At 56.5% G+C, this 15,876-nt stretch carries 16 protein-coding genes and 2 pseudogenes; 8 read left to right on the top strand and 10 right to left on the bottom strand.

The window, feature by feature from the left end; genetic code table 11:
• Genes CLU87_RS03485 through CLU87_RS03475 form a run of 3 tightly spaced genes read right to left on the bottom strand, consistent with a single transcriptional unit; the run spans position 1 to position 1,867 of the window.
• Positions 1-663 (bottom strand): hydrolase, encoded by a 663-nt coding sequence (locus tag CLU87_RS03485; RefSeq protein ID WP_099729531.1) that lies wholly within the window; start codon positions 661-663, stop codon positions 1-3.
• A gap of 26 nt (positions 664-689) precedes the next feature.
• Positions 690-1,502, bottom strand: coding sequence for a nuclear transport factor 2 family protein (locus CLU87_RS23305; RefSeq protein WP_199170785.1), 813 nt, complete (start codon positions 1,500-1,502; stop codon positions 690-692).
• On the bottom strand, positions 1,499-1,867 hold the full coding sequence (locus tag CLU87_RS03475) for a hypothetical protein (RefSeq protein ID WP_099729530.1): 369 nt from the start codon (positions 1,865-1,867) through the stop codon (positions 1,499-1,501). Before CLU87_RS03475 ends, CLU87_RS23305 begins: the two co-directional genes overlap by 4 nt.
• A 510-nt stretch (positions 1,868-2,377) precedes the next feature.
• Here CLU87_RS03475 and CLU87_RS23430 point away from each other — a divergent pair.
• Entirely contained in the window at positions 2,378-2,647 is a 270-nt protein-coding gene (locus CLU87_RS23430) for a hypothetical protein (RefSeq protein WP_233193698.1), read from the top strand.
• A gap of 353 nt (positions 2,648-3,000) precedes the next feature.
• On the opposite strand, the gene CLU87_RS03465 is transcribed toward CLU87_RS23430, so the two are convergent.
• Positions 3,001-3,933, bottom strand: coding sequence for a LysR family transcriptional regulator (locus CLU87_RS03465; protein WP_099729529.1), 933 nt, complete (start codon positions 3,931-3,933; stop codon positions 3,001-3,003).
• Between the two features lie 144 nt (positions 3,934-4,077).
• Between CLU87_RS03465 and CLU87_RS03460 the strand changes: the two genes are divergently transcribed.
• Positions 4,078-4,509: a RidA family protein gene (locus tag CLU87_RS03460; RefSeq protein WP_099729528.1), complete on the top strand. Its 432-nt coding sequence runs from the start codon at positions 4,078-4,080 to the stop codon at positions 4,507-4,509.
• 120 nt (positions 4,510-4,629) lie between these two features.
• Here CLU87_RS03460 and CLU87_RS03455 read toward each other — a convergent pair.
• Positions 4,630-5,244: pseudogene (locus tag CLU87_RS03455) on the bottom strand (transposase); the annotation flags it as partial.
• A 479-nt stretch (positions 5,245-5,723) separates the two neighbouring features.
• On the opposite strand from CLU87_RS03455, the gene CLU87_RS03450 reads away from it, so the two are divergent.
• The 4 genes from CLU87_RS03450 to CLU87_RS03435 all read left to right on the top strand — a co-directional run bounded on the left by CLU87_RS03450 (position 5,724) and on the right by CLU87_RS03435 (position 8,137).
• The gene (locus tag CLU87_RS03450; protein ID WP_099729527.1) at positions 5,724-6,137 is read left to right on the top strand and encodes a DoxX family protein; all 414 of its coding nucleotides are present in this window, start codon (positions 5,724-5,726) and stop codon (positions 6,135-6,137) included.
• A gap of 71 nt (positions 6,138-6,208) precedes the next feature.
• The gene (locus CLU87_RS03445) at positions 6,209-6,763 is read left to right on the top strand and encodes a flavodoxin family protein (RefSeq protein WP_099729526.1); all 555 of its coding nucleotides are present in this window, start codon (positions 6,209-6,211) and stop codon (positions 6,761-6,763) included.
• A 79-nt stretch (positions 6,764-6,842) separates the two neighbouring features.
• Positions 6,843-7,250: an OsmC family protein gene (locus tag CLU87_RS03440; protein ID WP_099729525.1), complete on the top strand. Its 408-nt coding sequence runs from the start codon at positions 6,843-6,845 to the stop codon at positions 7,248-7,250.
• Entirely contained in the window at positions 7,247-8,137 is an 891-nt protein-coding gene (locus CLU87_RS03435) for a pirin family protein (protein ID WP_099729524.1), read from the top strand. Before CLU87_RS03440 ends, CLU87_RS03435 begins: the two co-directional genes overlap by 4 nt.
• Positions 8,138-8,708: 571 nt before the next feature.
• On the opposite strand, the gene CLU87_RS03430 is transcribed toward CLU87_RS03435, so the two are convergent.
• Positions 8,709-9,647, bottom strand: a complete 939-nt coding sequence (locus CLU87_RS03430) for an AraC family transcriptional regulator (protein ID WP_099729523.1) — start codon at positions 9,645-9,647, stop codon at positions 8,709-8,711.
• Between the two features lie 96 nt (positions 9,648-9,743).
• Between CLU87_RS03430 and CLU87_RS03425 the strand changes: the two genes are divergently transcribed.
• Entirely contained in the window at positions 9,744-10,493 is a 750-nt protein-coding gene (locus tag CLU87_RS03425; protein WP_099732019.1) for an SDR family oxidoreductase, read from the top strand.
• A gap of 568 nt (positions 10,494-11,061) precedes the next feature.
• Here the strand turns inward: CLU87_RS03425 and CLU87_RS23110 are convergent.
• Positions 11,062-11,259: a hypothetical protein gene (locus CLU87_RS23110; RefSeq protein ID WP_143227239.1), complete on the bottom strand. Its 198-nt coding sequence runs from the start codon at positions 11,257-11,259 to the stop codon at positions 11,062-11,064.
• Between the two features lie 31 nt (positions 11,260-11,290).
• Positions 11,291-11,965: an inovirus-type Gp2 protein gene (locus tag CLU87_RS03420; RefSeq protein WP_158236061.1), complete on the bottom strand. Its 675-nt coding sequence runs from the start codon at positions 11,963-11,965 to the stop codon at positions 11,291-11,293.
• Positions 11,966-12,692: 727 nt separating this feature from the next.
• Between CLU87_RS03420 and CLU87_RS23105 the strand changes: the two genes are divergently transcribed.
• Positions 12,693-13,634, top strand: coding sequence for a hypothetical protein (locus tag CLU87_RS23105; RefSeq protein WP_143227238.1), 942 nt, complete (start codon positions 12,693-12,695; stop codon positions 13,632-13,634).
• A 71-nt stretch (positions 13,635-13,705) separates the two neighbouring features.
• Here the strand turns inward: CLU87_RS23105 and CLU87_RS23665 are convergent, their stop codons facing one another.
• Positions 13,706-14,044: an H-NS family nucleoid-associated regulatory protein gene (locus tag CLU87_RS23665; protein WP_369804334.1), complete on the bottom strand. Its 339-nt coding sequence runs from the start codon at positions 14,042-14,044 to the stop codon at positions 13,706-13,708.
• A 234-nt stretch (positions 14,045-14,278) separates the two neighbouring features.
• A pseudogene (locus tag CLU87_RS03400) lies at positions 14,279-15,677 on the bottom strand (YfjI family protein).
• Positions 15,678-15,876 lie beyond the last annotated feature (199 nt).

The following is a 15,876-nucleotide window of genomic DNA, read 5'->3' as shown; positions in this document are numbered from 1 at the left end:
TTAGTGCCCCGCCCTGCTGGTGTTGAGCAGCTGGGTTTCCCATGCAAGAGCGACGGCTCCTGCTCCACCGTGCTCAAGAATTACGCCTGCGATTCCCCCCGCTGTCTCTTCGCGAGCCCAATCCCGCTGCCACTCACCCATTACGGCCGTTGTGGTGATCGGCACTACACCGGCCTGCACCATTCGGCGGACTGCCATTTCATGGGCTTCGAGCGTGACTCCACCCGAAGCGTCGGTTACAGCAAAGACGTCATATCCATCAGCCAGAGCCTGGATCGCGGGCATCGCGAGACAAATCTCCGTATATAGGCCCGCCAGCAGCAGTTGCTTGCGACCGCTTTGCTTCACAATTTCGGTGACTTTCGGGTCTTCCCACGTGTTGATGAAGGTACGGTCAATGGGAGTTTGTTCAGGGAACACATCTTGTAGACCTTTGAGGATGTTCCCCCCCCGGTCCTTGATCACAGTAGTGAGGATGGTTGGCACGTTGAAGACCTTCGCGGCCTTGGCCAATGCCACTACGTTGTTGATCACCATGGTCGGCTCATGGCTGTGAAGGTTGGCGAATTGGTAAGGTTGGTGATCGATCAGCACAACAAAACTGTCCGCGGGGCGGAGCAAGGCGTCGAGGCCGGTCTTAGCGATCTTTGGGGTTGCGGGCATGAGAAGACTCCTTTGGGTTGGTCAAGTTAAGGGGAAACCGATGGGTCGAGAAATACGAAAAGCGTTTTGATCTTTCCGTGCTGAAATTGCGCCACGTCTGTTCCTGTGACAGCTGTGATGCCGTCTGGCTGAATGCCTTGCCAGCGAAGCCGTGCGGCACCGTGGTGACCGACTGCAGGCCCCGACGCTGCAAACCTGAAATGCGCCGGGAGGTTCTTGAGCAGCGCAGAAACAGCCAGGTTTATTGCTTCAGGCCCGGCCACAGATCCATGAGGCTCATGGAGTACCGCATCAGCTGCATATATCTCCTTAATTGCCGCCAATCGCCGCTGTGCATCAGATTCACTGAATACCCGCACCAAATTGGCCTGCATGAGGTCCTCGTAGTTCACGGAGACGCCGACGCCATCACCGGATTCAAGGGCCCGGTTGTTTGCGGCTTGTATCGCGGATTCATCGGGCGAAAACATGGCCACACCAGCCTTACCGTCCGAGGGTGGCACCTCGTCTTGCAAAACGTCCCAATGCTCGGCTAGTCGGCCATCCTCGATCCGAAAGATGTCGATAACAACTTGGGGCTTGGGCGCCCAGCCGCGAATGCGGCCGTGGATGGCCACATAAGCGCCCTCGGCGACGATCAATCCGGGTTCGTAGTGCAAGTCGGGCGGCAGCTGCGCGACCAACTCGGTCAGTACATCCCGACCTTGTGGCATGGCCGGGTTGTGCTGGACATAGTTCTCCGCGTACAGCTTTTCCACGACCGAGGCATCTCTGCGTTGGAACAAGGCTGTCATGGCCTCGAGCACGAGTGCTCGGTTTTCGTTGAGATTGCTGTTCATACTGCGGAACCTCCATCGAAGTCAGTCATGTGAATTGGCGCGCGCATCGTAAGGAAAGCGCCGTCAGGAAGCGTGGCGTACGAATACACCACCATCTCTTCGAAATCTTCAACGTGCACTACGGTTGCACCGCTGGCTTCCTTCCAGCTAACTAGGAAGACGCCCGGGCGCAGGTTTACGGCGTCGAACCGAACCGTTTCAGTCTTAGCAAATGGCCCTTCGGCAATCACAAAAAGCAACTCGCTTCCAGGCAAGGAGCTCAGCTTCACAGAGAATTGATCGAACTCGAGTTCGAATGTGAGCCCGACGGGATACTCCGTCGCTGTTGATATCAATTCGTGCGTGCCGCTACGGTCACTACTCATTTCAGCCTTTCAAAGTTCGTGCATCAACTTTGCTTCAGCCGGGGCTTGGACGCACTGACCGAATTTGCCATCCACTGACTGAAATTGCTCCCGCGGTCGTGGCGCGCTGCCCTGAAAGCCGATGAGTCGCCCTAGCTACGCATCGCTATCGCGCTGGACAAGGAGACTCAAGCTTGAGGACGTTCCTGATGGCGCAGAACCCCAAGCTAGATTGAGGAAGCGCAAACAGCGCACCCCTGGGCCAGCAAACTCCGTCTCGGTCAAACATGGGCGCATTTGTTTTTCGGCGAGACGAACCATCTGGTCTCGAAAATGCGGCCTCGCCGAGGTGGGATTTGCAGTTCTACTTTTTTGGGGAACAAATAGAGCATCACGCGCCGTGGGATGTATGAATACTTTTTGCACTGCGTTTCGCACCGAAGTAATTCACATAGCGCGCAAAGAGTTCAAGCCAGAACACTCGAAGGGATGCGTTAGGCGATTGCAGGGCACCGCTCCGAGATTGCCGCTTTGAAGCTGTCCGTCAGAGTGCCGACCTCCGAGGTCAAGGCATTGCAAAAAAAGGCCAAAGCTTGGGACGCCCCCAGGGCCGTGCCTGTGCCAGCGAGCGCCAATCCAAAGAACCCTAGACAAACCCGCTTCAGCGCGCAGGCATTGATCGACAAGCGTGCGGCGCTCAACAGCAGATGGCTGCCTTTTTGGTGTTTGCTCTCGATCGGTCTGCAAGTGGGAGTCAGGCCAAGTGCAGCCGCGAGCGGCGCAATTGCAGCGCATTGCTGAGGTGCTCAAACTGGGTAAGCGGCAGGCTTTGGCGTTCATCAATCCGCAGTGGGGGATTGGTTAAGCCACTCCCGCTAGGCGTTACGATTGACAATGCGGATCTAGCGACTAGCAACCAGGGGCTTGACCATAGCTCTGCGATACGAGTCTTCGCTTCGCCTGCCTCCGCTGACAGCCGAAACACTAGTTCGGCCTTGCGGAGGGCGTCAGCCTTAGCGTCACTGGCCTGGCGATGCACGCGGCCGCATTCCTCACTTTGCGCAAATCTGAAAACGGTGCCGACGCACCGGTGATCTCTACGCAGCTCGCGGTGGACGCCGTCTGTTGCGCGGCCGGGTCAGCCTAGCTGACCGTCAGGGCAGCTGATGCGATGAGTTGACCGGCGGTGCATGCTTTTCTAATAACGCCACCACCCAATCGATGAACACCCGCGCCTTGGCGCTCACATGGCGATTGGGCGGGTAGGCCACGTACAGCGGCATGGGGTAGAGCACCCAGTCCTGCAGCAGCGGCGCCAGCTCGCCACTGCTCAGGTGCGGGCGGGCCATGTAGTGCGGCAGCCAAAGAACCCCCATACCGGCCAGCCCGGCCGCCAGGTAGGCGTTGCCGTCGTCAACCGCCAGCACGTAGCGGCCCTGCACCGTGACCTCCTCCGCGCCACGCCGCATGGCGTACGGAAACGTCTTGCCCGTGCGCGACCACAAGAAGCCCACGACGCGGTGGTGCGAATCCTCCAGCTCGTGTGGGTGCACAGGGCTTCCCGCGCGATTCAGATAGCTGGGCGACGCGTACACGCCCAGCTGCAGGTCGCCCACGCGCCGCGCGACGAGGGACTGGTCCTCGATCTCACCCCCGCGCACCACGCAATCGACGTTGTCGCCGATCAGGTCCACAATGCGGTCGCTGACGCCCATGTCGAGCTGGATGTCGGGATACCGCGCATGAAAGTCCGGCAGCGCCGGCACCAGGATCAGCCTGGCCAGCGGACTGGGCACATCCACCCGCAAGCGGCCCCGGGGCGCGGCTGACGCGCTCGACAGGCTGGTCTCGGCATCGTCCATGTCGGCCAAGAGCCGCACCGCGCGCTCGTAGTACGCCGCCCCATCGGCAGTAACCTGCACCCGTCGTGTCGTGCGGTGCAGCAGTTTGACGCGCAGCCGCGCCTCCAGTTGCTGGATCAGCTGCGTCACCGTGGTCTTGCTCACGTGCATGGTGTCGGCCGCCTTGGTGAAGCTGCCAGATTCGACCACCCGCACGAACGCCTGCATTGCATCGAACCGGTCCATGGCCTTGGTGCCCCTTGCAAAAGATTGTTTGGATTCTATAAACAGTGATGGACAAGCTTGCCCGTTTATCTGCGGTGCGGGCGCCGATAAATTCCTTTCATTACTAACCCTGGGCCAATACTGCCCCCCCTGAAAGGACAAGCCATGACCGCGTCTTCCTCAAACACTGCCTCTGCTTCCCCACGTGACGTGGTTTTCCCGCCCGGACGCCAGGCGCTTTACGAGAAGAACCGGTACTCACCCGCCATCCGATCCAACGGCTTTCTGTTTGTCTCCGGCCAAGTAGGCAGCAGACCGGATGGCTCCCCTGAGCCCGATTACCAAAGCCAGGTACGGCTGGCATTCGACAACCTCACCGCTATCTTGAAGGCCTCCGGTTGCACCTTTGACGACGTTATCGACGTGACCGTCTTCATGGTTGACCCGGATCAGCACTTCGAAGCCGCATGGGAAGTGGTCGGCGAGTACTGGGGCAATGCACCCCACCCCACCCTAACCGCCATCGGCGTGACTTGGCTCTACGGGTTCAAATTTGAGATCAAGGTGATCGCAAAGCTGCCGGAAGTTAAAGAGTAATTACCACTGAGCTACGAGCAACACGGGTTGTGGAAAGCTCAATGCGGCGGTCAAGAGCATCACGCACCGGCTTGCACCAAGGTCGCAGGCCTTGCTTGCACTCCTACGGACCCCGACCATAGGCGCGACCACCGCAGGCTTACCACCTCTCCGTCCGGGTCTGGGGCCGTAGCCCGTCCGCAAGCGCAGACTTTCGGTTTTGAGCAACCGCGCCACGCGATGCTGGCCACAGCGCTCACCCAGATCTGGCGTGTCCAGCGTGAGCTTGCGGTAGCCATAGACACCGCCGCTCTCCAGCCATGCCTGTTTGAGCAAGCCCAGCAGCCTCTGGTCCTCTTCGGCCCGTGGACTTTGCGGCGCTGCCTTCCACGCGTAGTTGCTGCTGGGGTGTAGTTGCATCACCTTGCACATGCACCGAAGCTGTGTGCTTGCTCGTGCTGCTTGATGAACACGTACCTCATCCGGACTGCCTGGGAAAGTACGCGGCGGCTTTTTTAGGATGTCACGCTCCTCGGTCACGCGGTTGAGTTCAACCCTCAGCCGCCGCAACTCCTCGGTCTGGGATGTCTGCGTCTGTCGTTATGGCACAGGCACCGCATAGGCCTTGATCCACTTGTACAGGCTGTGTTGGCTTACGCCGAACCGTGCAGATACATCGGTTGCCCGGCGGCTTCGCTCAGTGATCTGCTTGACCACTTCGATCTTGAATTCTTGGGTATGTGGCCGCTTTTTCATGGCACCTCCCATTGGTGCCTCAGGTTTGAGGCTCGAAGGTATCTAGTTCAGCCGGGGCGATTCATGAAATGGGTGGCGTCACGAAACGGACTCGCCAGGAACTAGGCAAGTTCGGCTCACGGCAAGCGCACGACCTCTGGCCAGCGGGTTGCCGGGCTCTAACAGCACGACCTCCCTTCCTGCTCGCCGACGGCAAAAATCTCCTTCCGTGGTCAAGCTCGACCAATGAGAAATTCGAGCAAATCCATATGCAATTGAGCTTGGGTTTACAGAGTGCGGCGCATTTGTCCGAGCACATTCGGACTGCCAATAGCACTTTTGGACAGGGCTTCGATGGACCTACACACCGACACTTAAAGCCTCAACGCAGACGAGCGATCGGGCTTAAACGGGTGACTGCACTTGCAGACGGCTCATCTCTCTCGGCACACATGGGTCTCAGTCCATTCAAACAGGTTTTTTAAACTAAGGAGTTCTCAATGCTCGCATCCCTTCAAAACCCTTTTGCACTTGCCTCACGCTTGCTACTGGCTGTGCTGTTTCTTCCTGCCGGCGTCAGCAAGATCACCGGCTTCGCTGGGACCGTTGGCTACATCAGTTCGGTCGGTCTTCCCGCTCCTGTGGTCGCCGCCGCCGTGGCGGTCGCTGTCGAGGTGCTAGGGGGTCTGGCGCTGATATTTGGGTTTGGTACGCGTCTGGCTGCGCTGGCACTAGCTGTGTTCACCGTGGTGGCAAGCTTCTTCTTTCATGCGTATTGGAGCGCCCCAGCCGAGCAGCAGATGATGCACCAGCTCATGTTCTACAAAAACGTAGCGGTAAGTGGCGGCCTACTGGCACTGGCGGCGTTTGGTGCCGGTGCCTGGAGCTTGGACGCGCACCGCGGCCAGCCCTGATCTTGTCCGCGCAGCTCCGGTTGCGCAGGTTTCGCTATGTAGTTTTCAATCAACCCCTGAAGGATTTTTACATGACCTCTATCGTAGTTGTCTACCATTCCGGCTACGGCCATACCCGACGCCTTGCGCAGGCAGTGGCCGAGGGCGCGGGCGCAGAACTTGTAGCCATTGATGCCGAGGGCAACCTGCCAGAAGGCGGCTGGGAGACCCTGGCCGGCGCCAGCGCCATTGTTTTCGGTTCGCCGACCTACATGGCAGGCCCCAGCTGGCAATTCAAGAAGTTTGCCGACGCATCATCCAAGCCCTGGTTCAGCCAGGCGTGGAAGGACAAGCTTTTTGCCGGATTCACGAACAGCGCCAGCATCAATGGCGACAAGCAAATCACACTGGACTATCTGTTTCACGTGGCCATGCAGCATGGCGGCCTATGGGTGGGCAACGGCATGATGCCTGCCAACGCCAAGGCGACCTCGCGCAACGATGTGAACTGGATGGGCTCTTTCAGCGGCGGTATGTCTCAGTCGCCATCGGACGCATCGGCTGCCGAGATGTTTGCAGGCGACCTGGAGACAGGTCGCCAGTTCGGCCAGCGAGTGGCCGTCGCGACCCAGCGGTGGGCGCGCTGATCGTGCACGGCCTGCGCTTGGATACAGTCCCGGTGCCTCCTGCTTAACCCCATATCGAACGTCCTGTAGGGAAAAAGCCATGTCCATTCAACTGCAGCGGATATCTGGTGCGCCCCAGGCTCAGACAGCGCACATACGCACCCAAGAGTTCGTAGCCGACGGCAGCGAGCAGGAGGGCGGTGCCGACAGCGGCCCGAGCACTCACGATCTGTATGACGCGGCGCTTGGCGCTTACAAGGCGCTCACCGTGCTGTGGTTCGCGCGCAAGAAGGGTCTTCCGGTGCAGGATCTGCAGACCGTGGTCGAGCGCGATGCCTCGACCGAGCGTGCTGTCACCTACCGACCGCCCACACGCCTGCAGGTCAGCGGCGAGCTGACCGACGCGCACATCGGCGAGTTACCGGCAGTGGCCTACAAGTGCCCGGTGCATAAGCTGACGACCAGCGTGACCACCGAGTTCGAGCCCCTGGTGGAGCGTGCGGTATGAGCGGCTCTACCATGCACCTTAAGGGTCACGTCAAGGACCTGGGCGGCGGTTTCACTGTTCGACGGCTGCTGCCGGCCGTGCAGTGCCAAGCCGTGGGGCCTTTCATCTTCTTTGACCATTTCGGTCCCGTGACCGTGCAGCCGGGCGACAGCCCCGACGTGCGCCCTCACCCGCACATCGGTCTCGCCACAGTCACCTACCTGTTCTCGGGAGCGATGATGCACCGCGACAGTTTGGGCTGTGTCCAGGAGATAGAACCCGGTGCCATCAATTGGATGACCGCCGGCCGCGGCGTCGTGCACTCGGAGCGGCGCCCCGAAAGCTTGGCGGACTCTACCTATGTGAATCACGGGATCCAACTGTGGACCGCACTGCCACTGGGGCACGAGGAGGCCGATCCCTCGTTCGTGCACACGCCCGCAGCCGCGATCCCGCAGGTGCGCGTTGGCGATGCGATAGTGCGTGTTCTCATAGGCAGCGCATTCGGCCAGACCTCGCCGGTGGCCACCCTGTCGCCAATGGTTTATCTGGACGTCCAGCTGCCCACTGGCGCGTCGCTTGAGATTCCTCCGCTGGCGCAGGAGATGGCCGTCTACACCGTGGACAGCCCAGTACAGCTCAACGGCGACACGGTCGGCAGCCAGCTGCTGGCGGTGGTGAACGGGGGCGAACCAGTACAGCTGTCAGCGCCCGGTGAGGCGGCGGCGCGGTTGATGGTGATCGGAGGCGATGCGCTGGACGCCCCGCGCCACATGTGGTGGAACTTCGTCTCAAGCCGCAAGGAGCGCATCGTTAAGGCTGCACACGACTGGGAAGCCCAGGCCCTTGGCCGGGTGCCAGGCGAGGTGGAGTGGATTGCGCTGCCTGAGCGACGTTTTAGCGCCTGAAGGCGCAACACTCGACGGCCTATCTAAGCTTTGCCGAAGTTACTGCGCGAGTTGGGTGCGCACTAACCGATACAGCGCGATCCAGTTGATAGCGCTGGAGAGATTCACTATTTGGATCGAAGGAACAGGTAAAGATTAACTGAGGTCGGAATCGACACAGCCGCTAGGCGTAGTGATGACGGCGCCGCACACGACGCCAGAACCGACCTGTAGATTTGCACATCTCACATTCCGATTGTGCTAATGCCAATGGAGGTGGCTTGCAATTCTGCCGAACGCAGACACTCATCGAAATGCTTGGCCTTTAAACGTTGAGGCGCAGTCCGCGACTGTCTTTGAGTGGGTCTAAGATCTCGCTGCGGGGTCTTTACCAAACTCCGTCCGACAGTTCTTTACTAACGCGACACTTAATTCACAGCACACACTTTAGGATGGCGAGCTTACGCCGTGGCCAGTTCGTAACTCCTGCAACTTACGACACATCGTTAACTCGCACAAGCTTTACACGGTCCGAGAGAAGACGAAGATCAAGCGCTGGCAAACGCGATAGCACTGCACTTCGGAAAATTCGTCATACGACAGTTGTGCGGTCACGAGGCTCATCGCCTCCTCCGATTTGCAGTGCGCGTGCGAAGTGGGTTGGTGCGAGCCCCACATGGCGAGCAAATGCGATGCTGAAAGTGCTCGCTGATCTAAAGCCGACGCGCTCGGCGATTTCGGCAACGCTGGGGGTACCGCGCCGAAGCAGGTCTTTCGCGATTGCCATGCGCAATGCAAGCAGATATTTCATTGGCGGCATGCCGAAGATTCTGCTGAATCGTTCGAAGAAGGCGGAGCGGGAAAGCGCAGCCTCGCGCGCCATTTCCGTCACAGTCCATGACTTAGCTGGATACTCATGCATCGCACGGAGAGCTGGCGCGATTCGCGGGTCGCTTAAAGCGCCGACCAGTCCTAAAGAGGAGTTCGAGCCGCTTGTCGACCGCAGAGCTTCAATAAAAAGAAGCTCCAGCAGCCTCGCAAGAACGGCCGCTCGCGCGGGTCGCTGTTGACGGGTTTCATCACCCACGAATTGGACTAGTGCAGCGAGCCGCTCGTCGCCGTGTGTGTACACAACCTCCGGTAGCAAGGAAACAAGAAGCGCCGCATCGGGCGAATCAAAAGTGCAATGGCCTACCAGTAAACACAGGTCAGCTGCACCGTTTGGTTGGCCGACAGCGAAAACTCCTTCATCTACGAAAGCTGGGACCGAGATTACGTCATCAGCAGGGGGATCCGCGCTCGTCATGACAATTCCATATGCAGCAGGGATCAAAACAAAATCGCCGGACTCCAACAGTATTTGCGGCTTCCCGTCGAGACTCAAACAGCAACTGCCCTCCAGAACTACGCAGTAAAACGGGTCTCCGAGGTCCGATCGGCGAATGCGCCATTGGCCAGAACCGTTGACCTGTTTTGACAGCCGAGCCGCCGGCTGCAGGAGTGCGACCACTTCCGAGAGTGGATCAATCAAAGTGGACTCCTGTAAATGAAATATGGATTCCCAACTCTAGCGCGCTACAAGAGGATCTTCTATCGTCAGGCACCTATGAACCTCGTTAAGGAAAGCATGCAAACCATCCTGATCACTGGCTGCTCTTCAGGCTTCGGCCTTGAGACGGCGCGCTACTTTCTTGCACGCGGATGGAATGTCGTTGCCACGATGCGCAATCCGCAGCATGACCTATTCGGGACTTCTGATCGAATCCGTGTTCTTCCACTTGATGTGACCGATGCTAATAGCATCTGGTCTGCAGTCGCGTCAGCCGGGCCAATTGACGTGCTTGTGAACAACGCGGGCTTCGGAGCTGTAGCACCACTGGAGTTGGTGAGTATGGAGACAGCGCGTGCATTGTTCGAGACCAATACGATCGGTGTTCTTGCAGTGACTCAAGCTGTTCTTCCTGGAATGAGGGACCGCGGATCTGGTGTCATAGTGAACGTAACATCAAGCGTCACCTACAAGCCGCTACCTCTAGTCGGCGCGTATCGCGCTGCTAAGGCTGCGGTGAATGCGCTTAGTGAGTCTTTGGCTCACGAAGTAGAACAGTTCGGCATTCGTGTTCGGGTTGTGCTGCCGGGTTCGTCCAGCGAAACTCGCTTTCGCGAGAGTGCAAGTGCTTATCTACGCGGTTTGGAGGACGAGAGCTACGGGGACTTCATGCGAAAAACGATGACCCAAATGCGCAGTTCTATCGATCTAACGACGCAACCTCAAGATGTAGCAGAAGCCGTGTGGCGCGCGGCTACTGATTCAACAGCGCCTTTCCGGCTGCCTGCTGGTGCCGATGCTGCCAAGTGGGCGGCCGAAGAAGATTAGGGAGCACTACCTGGCAGTCCCGTCGATCCAATATCAATCACCGAATTTTTCCGCAACTCTGCGGTTTCATATGTGCTAATCGAATTGCGCCTTCGTGGATCATCGTTCAACGATTGCACTCATAGTCTGTAGCTTGGTCAAAATGCGTAGGATCCGGGTCACATTAAGCCCACCCGTTGCTCAGCGAGAACATATGCAGTCACTTTCTTTCGACTCCGGCGCCTATGTTGGCACCCGACCCGAACATCTTTGATGCTCTTTGCACAATGTCAGGTTGAACGCCACTGAAGCGTGCGACAGCTCGTCGTCACGCCTTCACTGAACATAGGAGCCATGCTCGACCATCGAAGTATTTTTACGCTTTTCTGTCCGCTTACCTAAGATCTCTATTCGCCGTCGCCAGCCATCCCAATATCGGCGTTAAATCCGCCAAGCGATCCGCAATGAGGTTGCACACTTCCCCCTCCTTCTGCCAGCGCCCCTTGACCGCCAGCAGCTGGCCCCCGGCAGCACCTCGCGCTACTTCTCCTTCATGCCCCGCCAGCAGATCTCCTGCATCGTTCCATGCTCATCTTCGAACGACACAAAGATCGTTCCTTTTGGCGGGATTGGGTTGCGGCATCAGCATCACGATGCCGGAGGTGCGCACGGTTCGCCCATCGGGGATTTGGCGCAGCTCTACAGATGTTTTAAGGTTGTACTTGTCCAGCTTCTTGCGCAGCAGCGCCATCGGATGAGAGACTGCTCCCGCTGCAATGCGGTCCATTGCCCCTAAGAGGCTCCCTCAGTTCTTCCCACTAAACAGGCGCAGGAGGCAGCACAAGCCCTGTCCTGAGCACTCGACCCAAATGCGGCATAGCAACCCTGACAAGGAGCTCTCGTTTGGCCAAGTAGTCGGCAACCCTTTGAAACCCCGCAATCGTCGCGTCATCAAGTCCACTAAAAACGCCCACACCACAGTAAGTGAAACGGGCCTTGTAGTTCGGCTCATTGCTGTTGTGATACAGCCCCGCACCCTTCGTCACTTTGTTCTTCCACAGCTCCCCAATGAGCCGAGCGATCGTCACATCCTGGCGAACTTTCGATCCATTGAAAAGCAGCATCAGGTGCATGTGCGGGCCCTTCCGTACCCCGTACTCAAACTTAGCCGCATATCCAAGAAAGCTCTTTGCAAAGTCATCTTTGATCAAGTCCAAGAGTTCACTCCAGTGGTCTAGGATTTCGTGACTTGGATCTGTGTGGGCCGCGTATTGCTTACCGTAGCCCACATCGAGTCTGATAACCATGAGCTTGGGGTATCTTCTTTTAAACGCGAGCATTCGTTTGACCAATGCCCCACAGGCACGTTCCCGCTCCCGTCGCGCATTGTCAATTTTTGATCTGCCGAACCAACTCGCATACACAATCATTAGCCCGTCAAGGATCTCCATTGCCAGAGTCAGTGCCGCACCACTCGACAAATGCTCAGTCATGCTCTTGTCCTTCAGAATGGACGGAAGAGCACGATCCAGGCATGCGATGTGCGGATCGCTCTTTCCGAGTCGAACTCGCTCAATCACCTCAGAGAGAGCCATCCCCTCCAGAAGAGCTGATAGCTTCTTGGCTCTTCGCACACGTGCATGAGGAGTCATAGAGAGCTTTTTCCTACCTCTGCCAATCGGGCAAGTGGATTGCAATGCCGATTGCAATTGCTCAAGCCACACAAGAGTGCCCTTATCTACAGTGAGTACACACTGGGGTGATTCGATTGCACAATCAACGTGCGATTCCATCAGGTCTACAAACATTTCACTTACTCCGTTGCTCATTCATTCGAATGAATATTGATTTTCTATTTTTAAGGCCACTACACTCCCTGCACAGAAGAGAGATTAGAGACTTAGTCTATATCGAACAATGGCCTTATGAGAGGCATCTCAGCATTGAGAGACTGGCCTTATAGAGCAGTTAATAGATAACATAAATACCACATAACATATACTCCATTTAAAAAAGCCATCTACGCAATGAAAACCCCTCGCAAACTCCACCGCTTTTGGCGAAAAAGTTGAATCTAGCTCCTACCAATTGCATCTGAGTTACATCCGTTCGAAGCCCGCTTTACGCCCCCACAAGGCTTCTTATTGAGATGCTCAGAGCTATAAAACGAATCACAAAAGCTGAGATGGTTTTCAGTCAATCATTCAGTTAAACCCATTCATGTTCTTTCGCCAACTCGACAACAGCGACTCAATTGCCAGGCCTTTCAAAAACTCCTCACCACGACTGGTGGAAGTGCTGGCATGGGTACACGAAAAGTCACTACTCCTCTCCCACGACATCGAATCAAAGAAGTGGTCTTATGCTGAGGCGATTGACGTTCTCCAAAAGATACTTTTCGATGGTGTGCCATTGCCTCCATTTTTCTTTCTGCAAGAGAAGAATTCAGAGCGCAATGAACACAACCCGGCAGTCGCTCTTAACGGATACCGATTACTCAATCTTCTCTATCAGGTTTTCTATCGAAGGTCACCGATAGACTGCATAGAAAGCGATGGAGAGAGGCCCATCAGCTTTCTCGCACTCGACCTAAGTCATTGGAGAGAAAACAACCAGCGTTTTACCCCTGGCTCTATTGTTGATATCCCTTTCCTTCCAGACACAGAACTAGAACCTACTTACAGCAGCAAACTAATTCCGGAGGAAGCAAGTTATCTGATCAGACAAGGCCTTTTCCCGCTACGCGCTCTTTGCCACCCAGGTGATCTATCGGCATGGCAGGTTGCCATGAAGGATTACCTAGAATTGCGAGCGCTTTTTGGCTACAAAAAGGATTACTCATCTGGAGATTTCTCTCCTTGGGAGCCTCGGAACTCGCACTATTCCGACCATTCGGGCCCACGGGCTATTACCAGCAATTCCATGCCGCCGCACTCGAATGAGAACGTATTCGCAAGAGTGGACCTTCAAAACGACAGTGTTATTGGCAACTACTCTAAGCGGATCTCACCCATGGGCAACATGCCGGAATTGGTAGAGATCCGCACCAAGCAGTGGATAGCCTTTCAGCAGTACGAGCTCAACGTCGTCTGGGTCGCTTCTAGAGAAGTCGCAGCATCAATGCGACCTTGCGAACCATTCGAAATCAAAGACGAGCAGTGACAGATGGCACTCCAACGCGATCCCCTTCTAGGGGCATGGCGTTGGGTTGTCCTGAGTTCTCCGCACCCATCTCAAGTGATGAGGCACGCATCTGGGCCGTGCTCAAGCAACCAACTGGGGCGCTTCCCATGGCCGTTCCAAACCCTTCCAGTTGTCGGATCACGGTAACTGCGGCGGGTAGTTGACCCAACCTTCTGAAATGAATTCGAGGGTGTCGGAAGCGGCAACACCTCTTTCAGATCTTCAGCCGTTAGCTGATACCTCTCAATGCACTGAGCGACTACTTGGAGTCCTTCCGCGACCATTGCTCTGCGTAGACTGGACAGCTTGTCATCCACATTTCGTTTCTCTTCAGCGACGGCCAAGTATTGGTCCAACACAGATTCCTGGGGCGGGTTGGATTGAGCCATGTGGGCCGCCAAAAGTTTTTCAATTGTCATTTTGATCCTCTTTCTCAAACAGTTTTTTTCGGGGAAGGTGCTCGTTGCGGATCAGGTCGGGGCCATTTTTGTGACGTTTTTTTGGCGGAGGGGGGCCTGCAAACCCGCTGAACTAGCGGGTTTTCAGGGTGCCTCCTCTCAATTCGAAGGTGCTTTAGTCATAGGGCTGGCTACCACCTATCCGCGGCAAGATCTCACGGAGACTTAAATAGACGACCGGAACCCCGTGAGTAGCCCAAGCTGGCCGGGTAGCCGGAAGCCAATGCCATTCGGCAAACTTGAGATTTGAGGCTCGTGCTGCGCCATGGAAAATGGATGGACCAAGGGCCTGAAGTAGTCCCGCACCAATCGGATACGAGCGCCGCCCTTAACGCGCTCTTCAGTCAAGGCACCCTGTCGCACCAAATAGTCGATGGCTGCATCAAAGCGCTTTGGCAAGCGCGATGCATTCGGGCCATAAGTACGGAGTTGACTCCTCGGAAAACTGCTCATCCGAAACCAGCCCTGCACATTGATTTGCTCCACCAGAAAATTCTGAAGCTTCATTGCGTCCTCAAACGCATGCGAGTACTGGTTCGGCTCACCAAAGAGTCTCTGGTACTCCTCCAAGTGCCATCGCATGAGAGAAATTGCGTCGCGCATTGTGTTCTCGTCGATGTCACCATCGCGGTTCAAAAAGCAATGAATGACACCGGCCAGTCGGGAGGCAATCTCTACTGCTTTCGAGGCCTGATCGCGGACATCCGCATAAGCACCTTCTGAGCGCAGGCTCAACTCCATTTCAGCAGCAAACTGTTGCCGTAGGCGAGTGGCCCCGGCTGTCAGTCGAAGAAGCTGTCGAGTCGCCTGAGGGTCCCGAAGAATCTCATTGCTGCGGGTTTCGCACTCATGTCTACGACGCTGAAACTGCTTGATTGCCGAGTAAGGCCTGTTGGCACTATGCCCCCCCACTCCTCGGTATCCTTGCGTGCTCTCCACATAGGCCCACAAGCCTCTGCAAGAAAATCCCGATTCGCGTGCCATGTAGTGATTCTTCTCAAAGAAGCGCCGGAACGGCTCCGGTTGAATCGCGAGAAAGACCACAACCCTTGGGTTTTCGACAACGATGGAACCGCTACTCAAACGATCATGGTGCAAGGTTGTCCCATCCCATCCCTTGTTCCAAATGGCAAGACTGGCGAGCGTTTGACCGCCAGTGACAGTCCCACCTTCGTCAGCAATCACGATGGCTGTACCACCAGATGATGCAATCCCCTCCAAAAAGGCGGCTGTAGTCGTATCGCCAAATTCGCGAAGACCTGGCAGAAATGGCTTGGGGCGCAATCCGACATGTAGTCGGTACTGCTCCTGAAGCCGTTTGGCCTCTTCGTCACAAGGGGTCCGAGTGATCTTTTTCAGGAGGCGCTTGCATTCGGCCTCCCAAGCTGCTTGTTCCGGGCTTTTAGGCTTCATGGCTTGTCTCCTCGATCTTCTTCATCAAGATCTTCGTGACTGTGGTCTTGCGCTCTCCTTTGTCCGCAACAACTGCCACGATCAGGCTACAGGGTGTTGCTTCACCGGTCAGTCCTTCCACGTCGACCTGGGCTTGTGTCACTGACGCCATGACGGCCATCATTGCGCTGCCGATGAGCGGCGCAGGCGCTTGGGTCATGTCCATGACATCGTTAAAGATTTCGTTCAATTCTTGGTTAGCGAAGGCACCGAATGGATAAGCCTTCGTGTGCTCTGACTTGGGTGGAATAAAAAACATTTGATGTCTCTGTTTGGGTCAATCTATGGAGGGCTTTGGCCCCCCGCTGGTT

The organism is Acidovorax sp. 59 (assembly GCF_002754175.1).
Lineage (GTDB): Bacteria > Pseudomonadota > Gammaproteobacteria > Burkholderiales > Burkholderiaceae_C > Acidovorax > Acidovorax delafieldii.
This window is presented reverse-complemented; position numbering and strand designations above follow the sequence as displayed.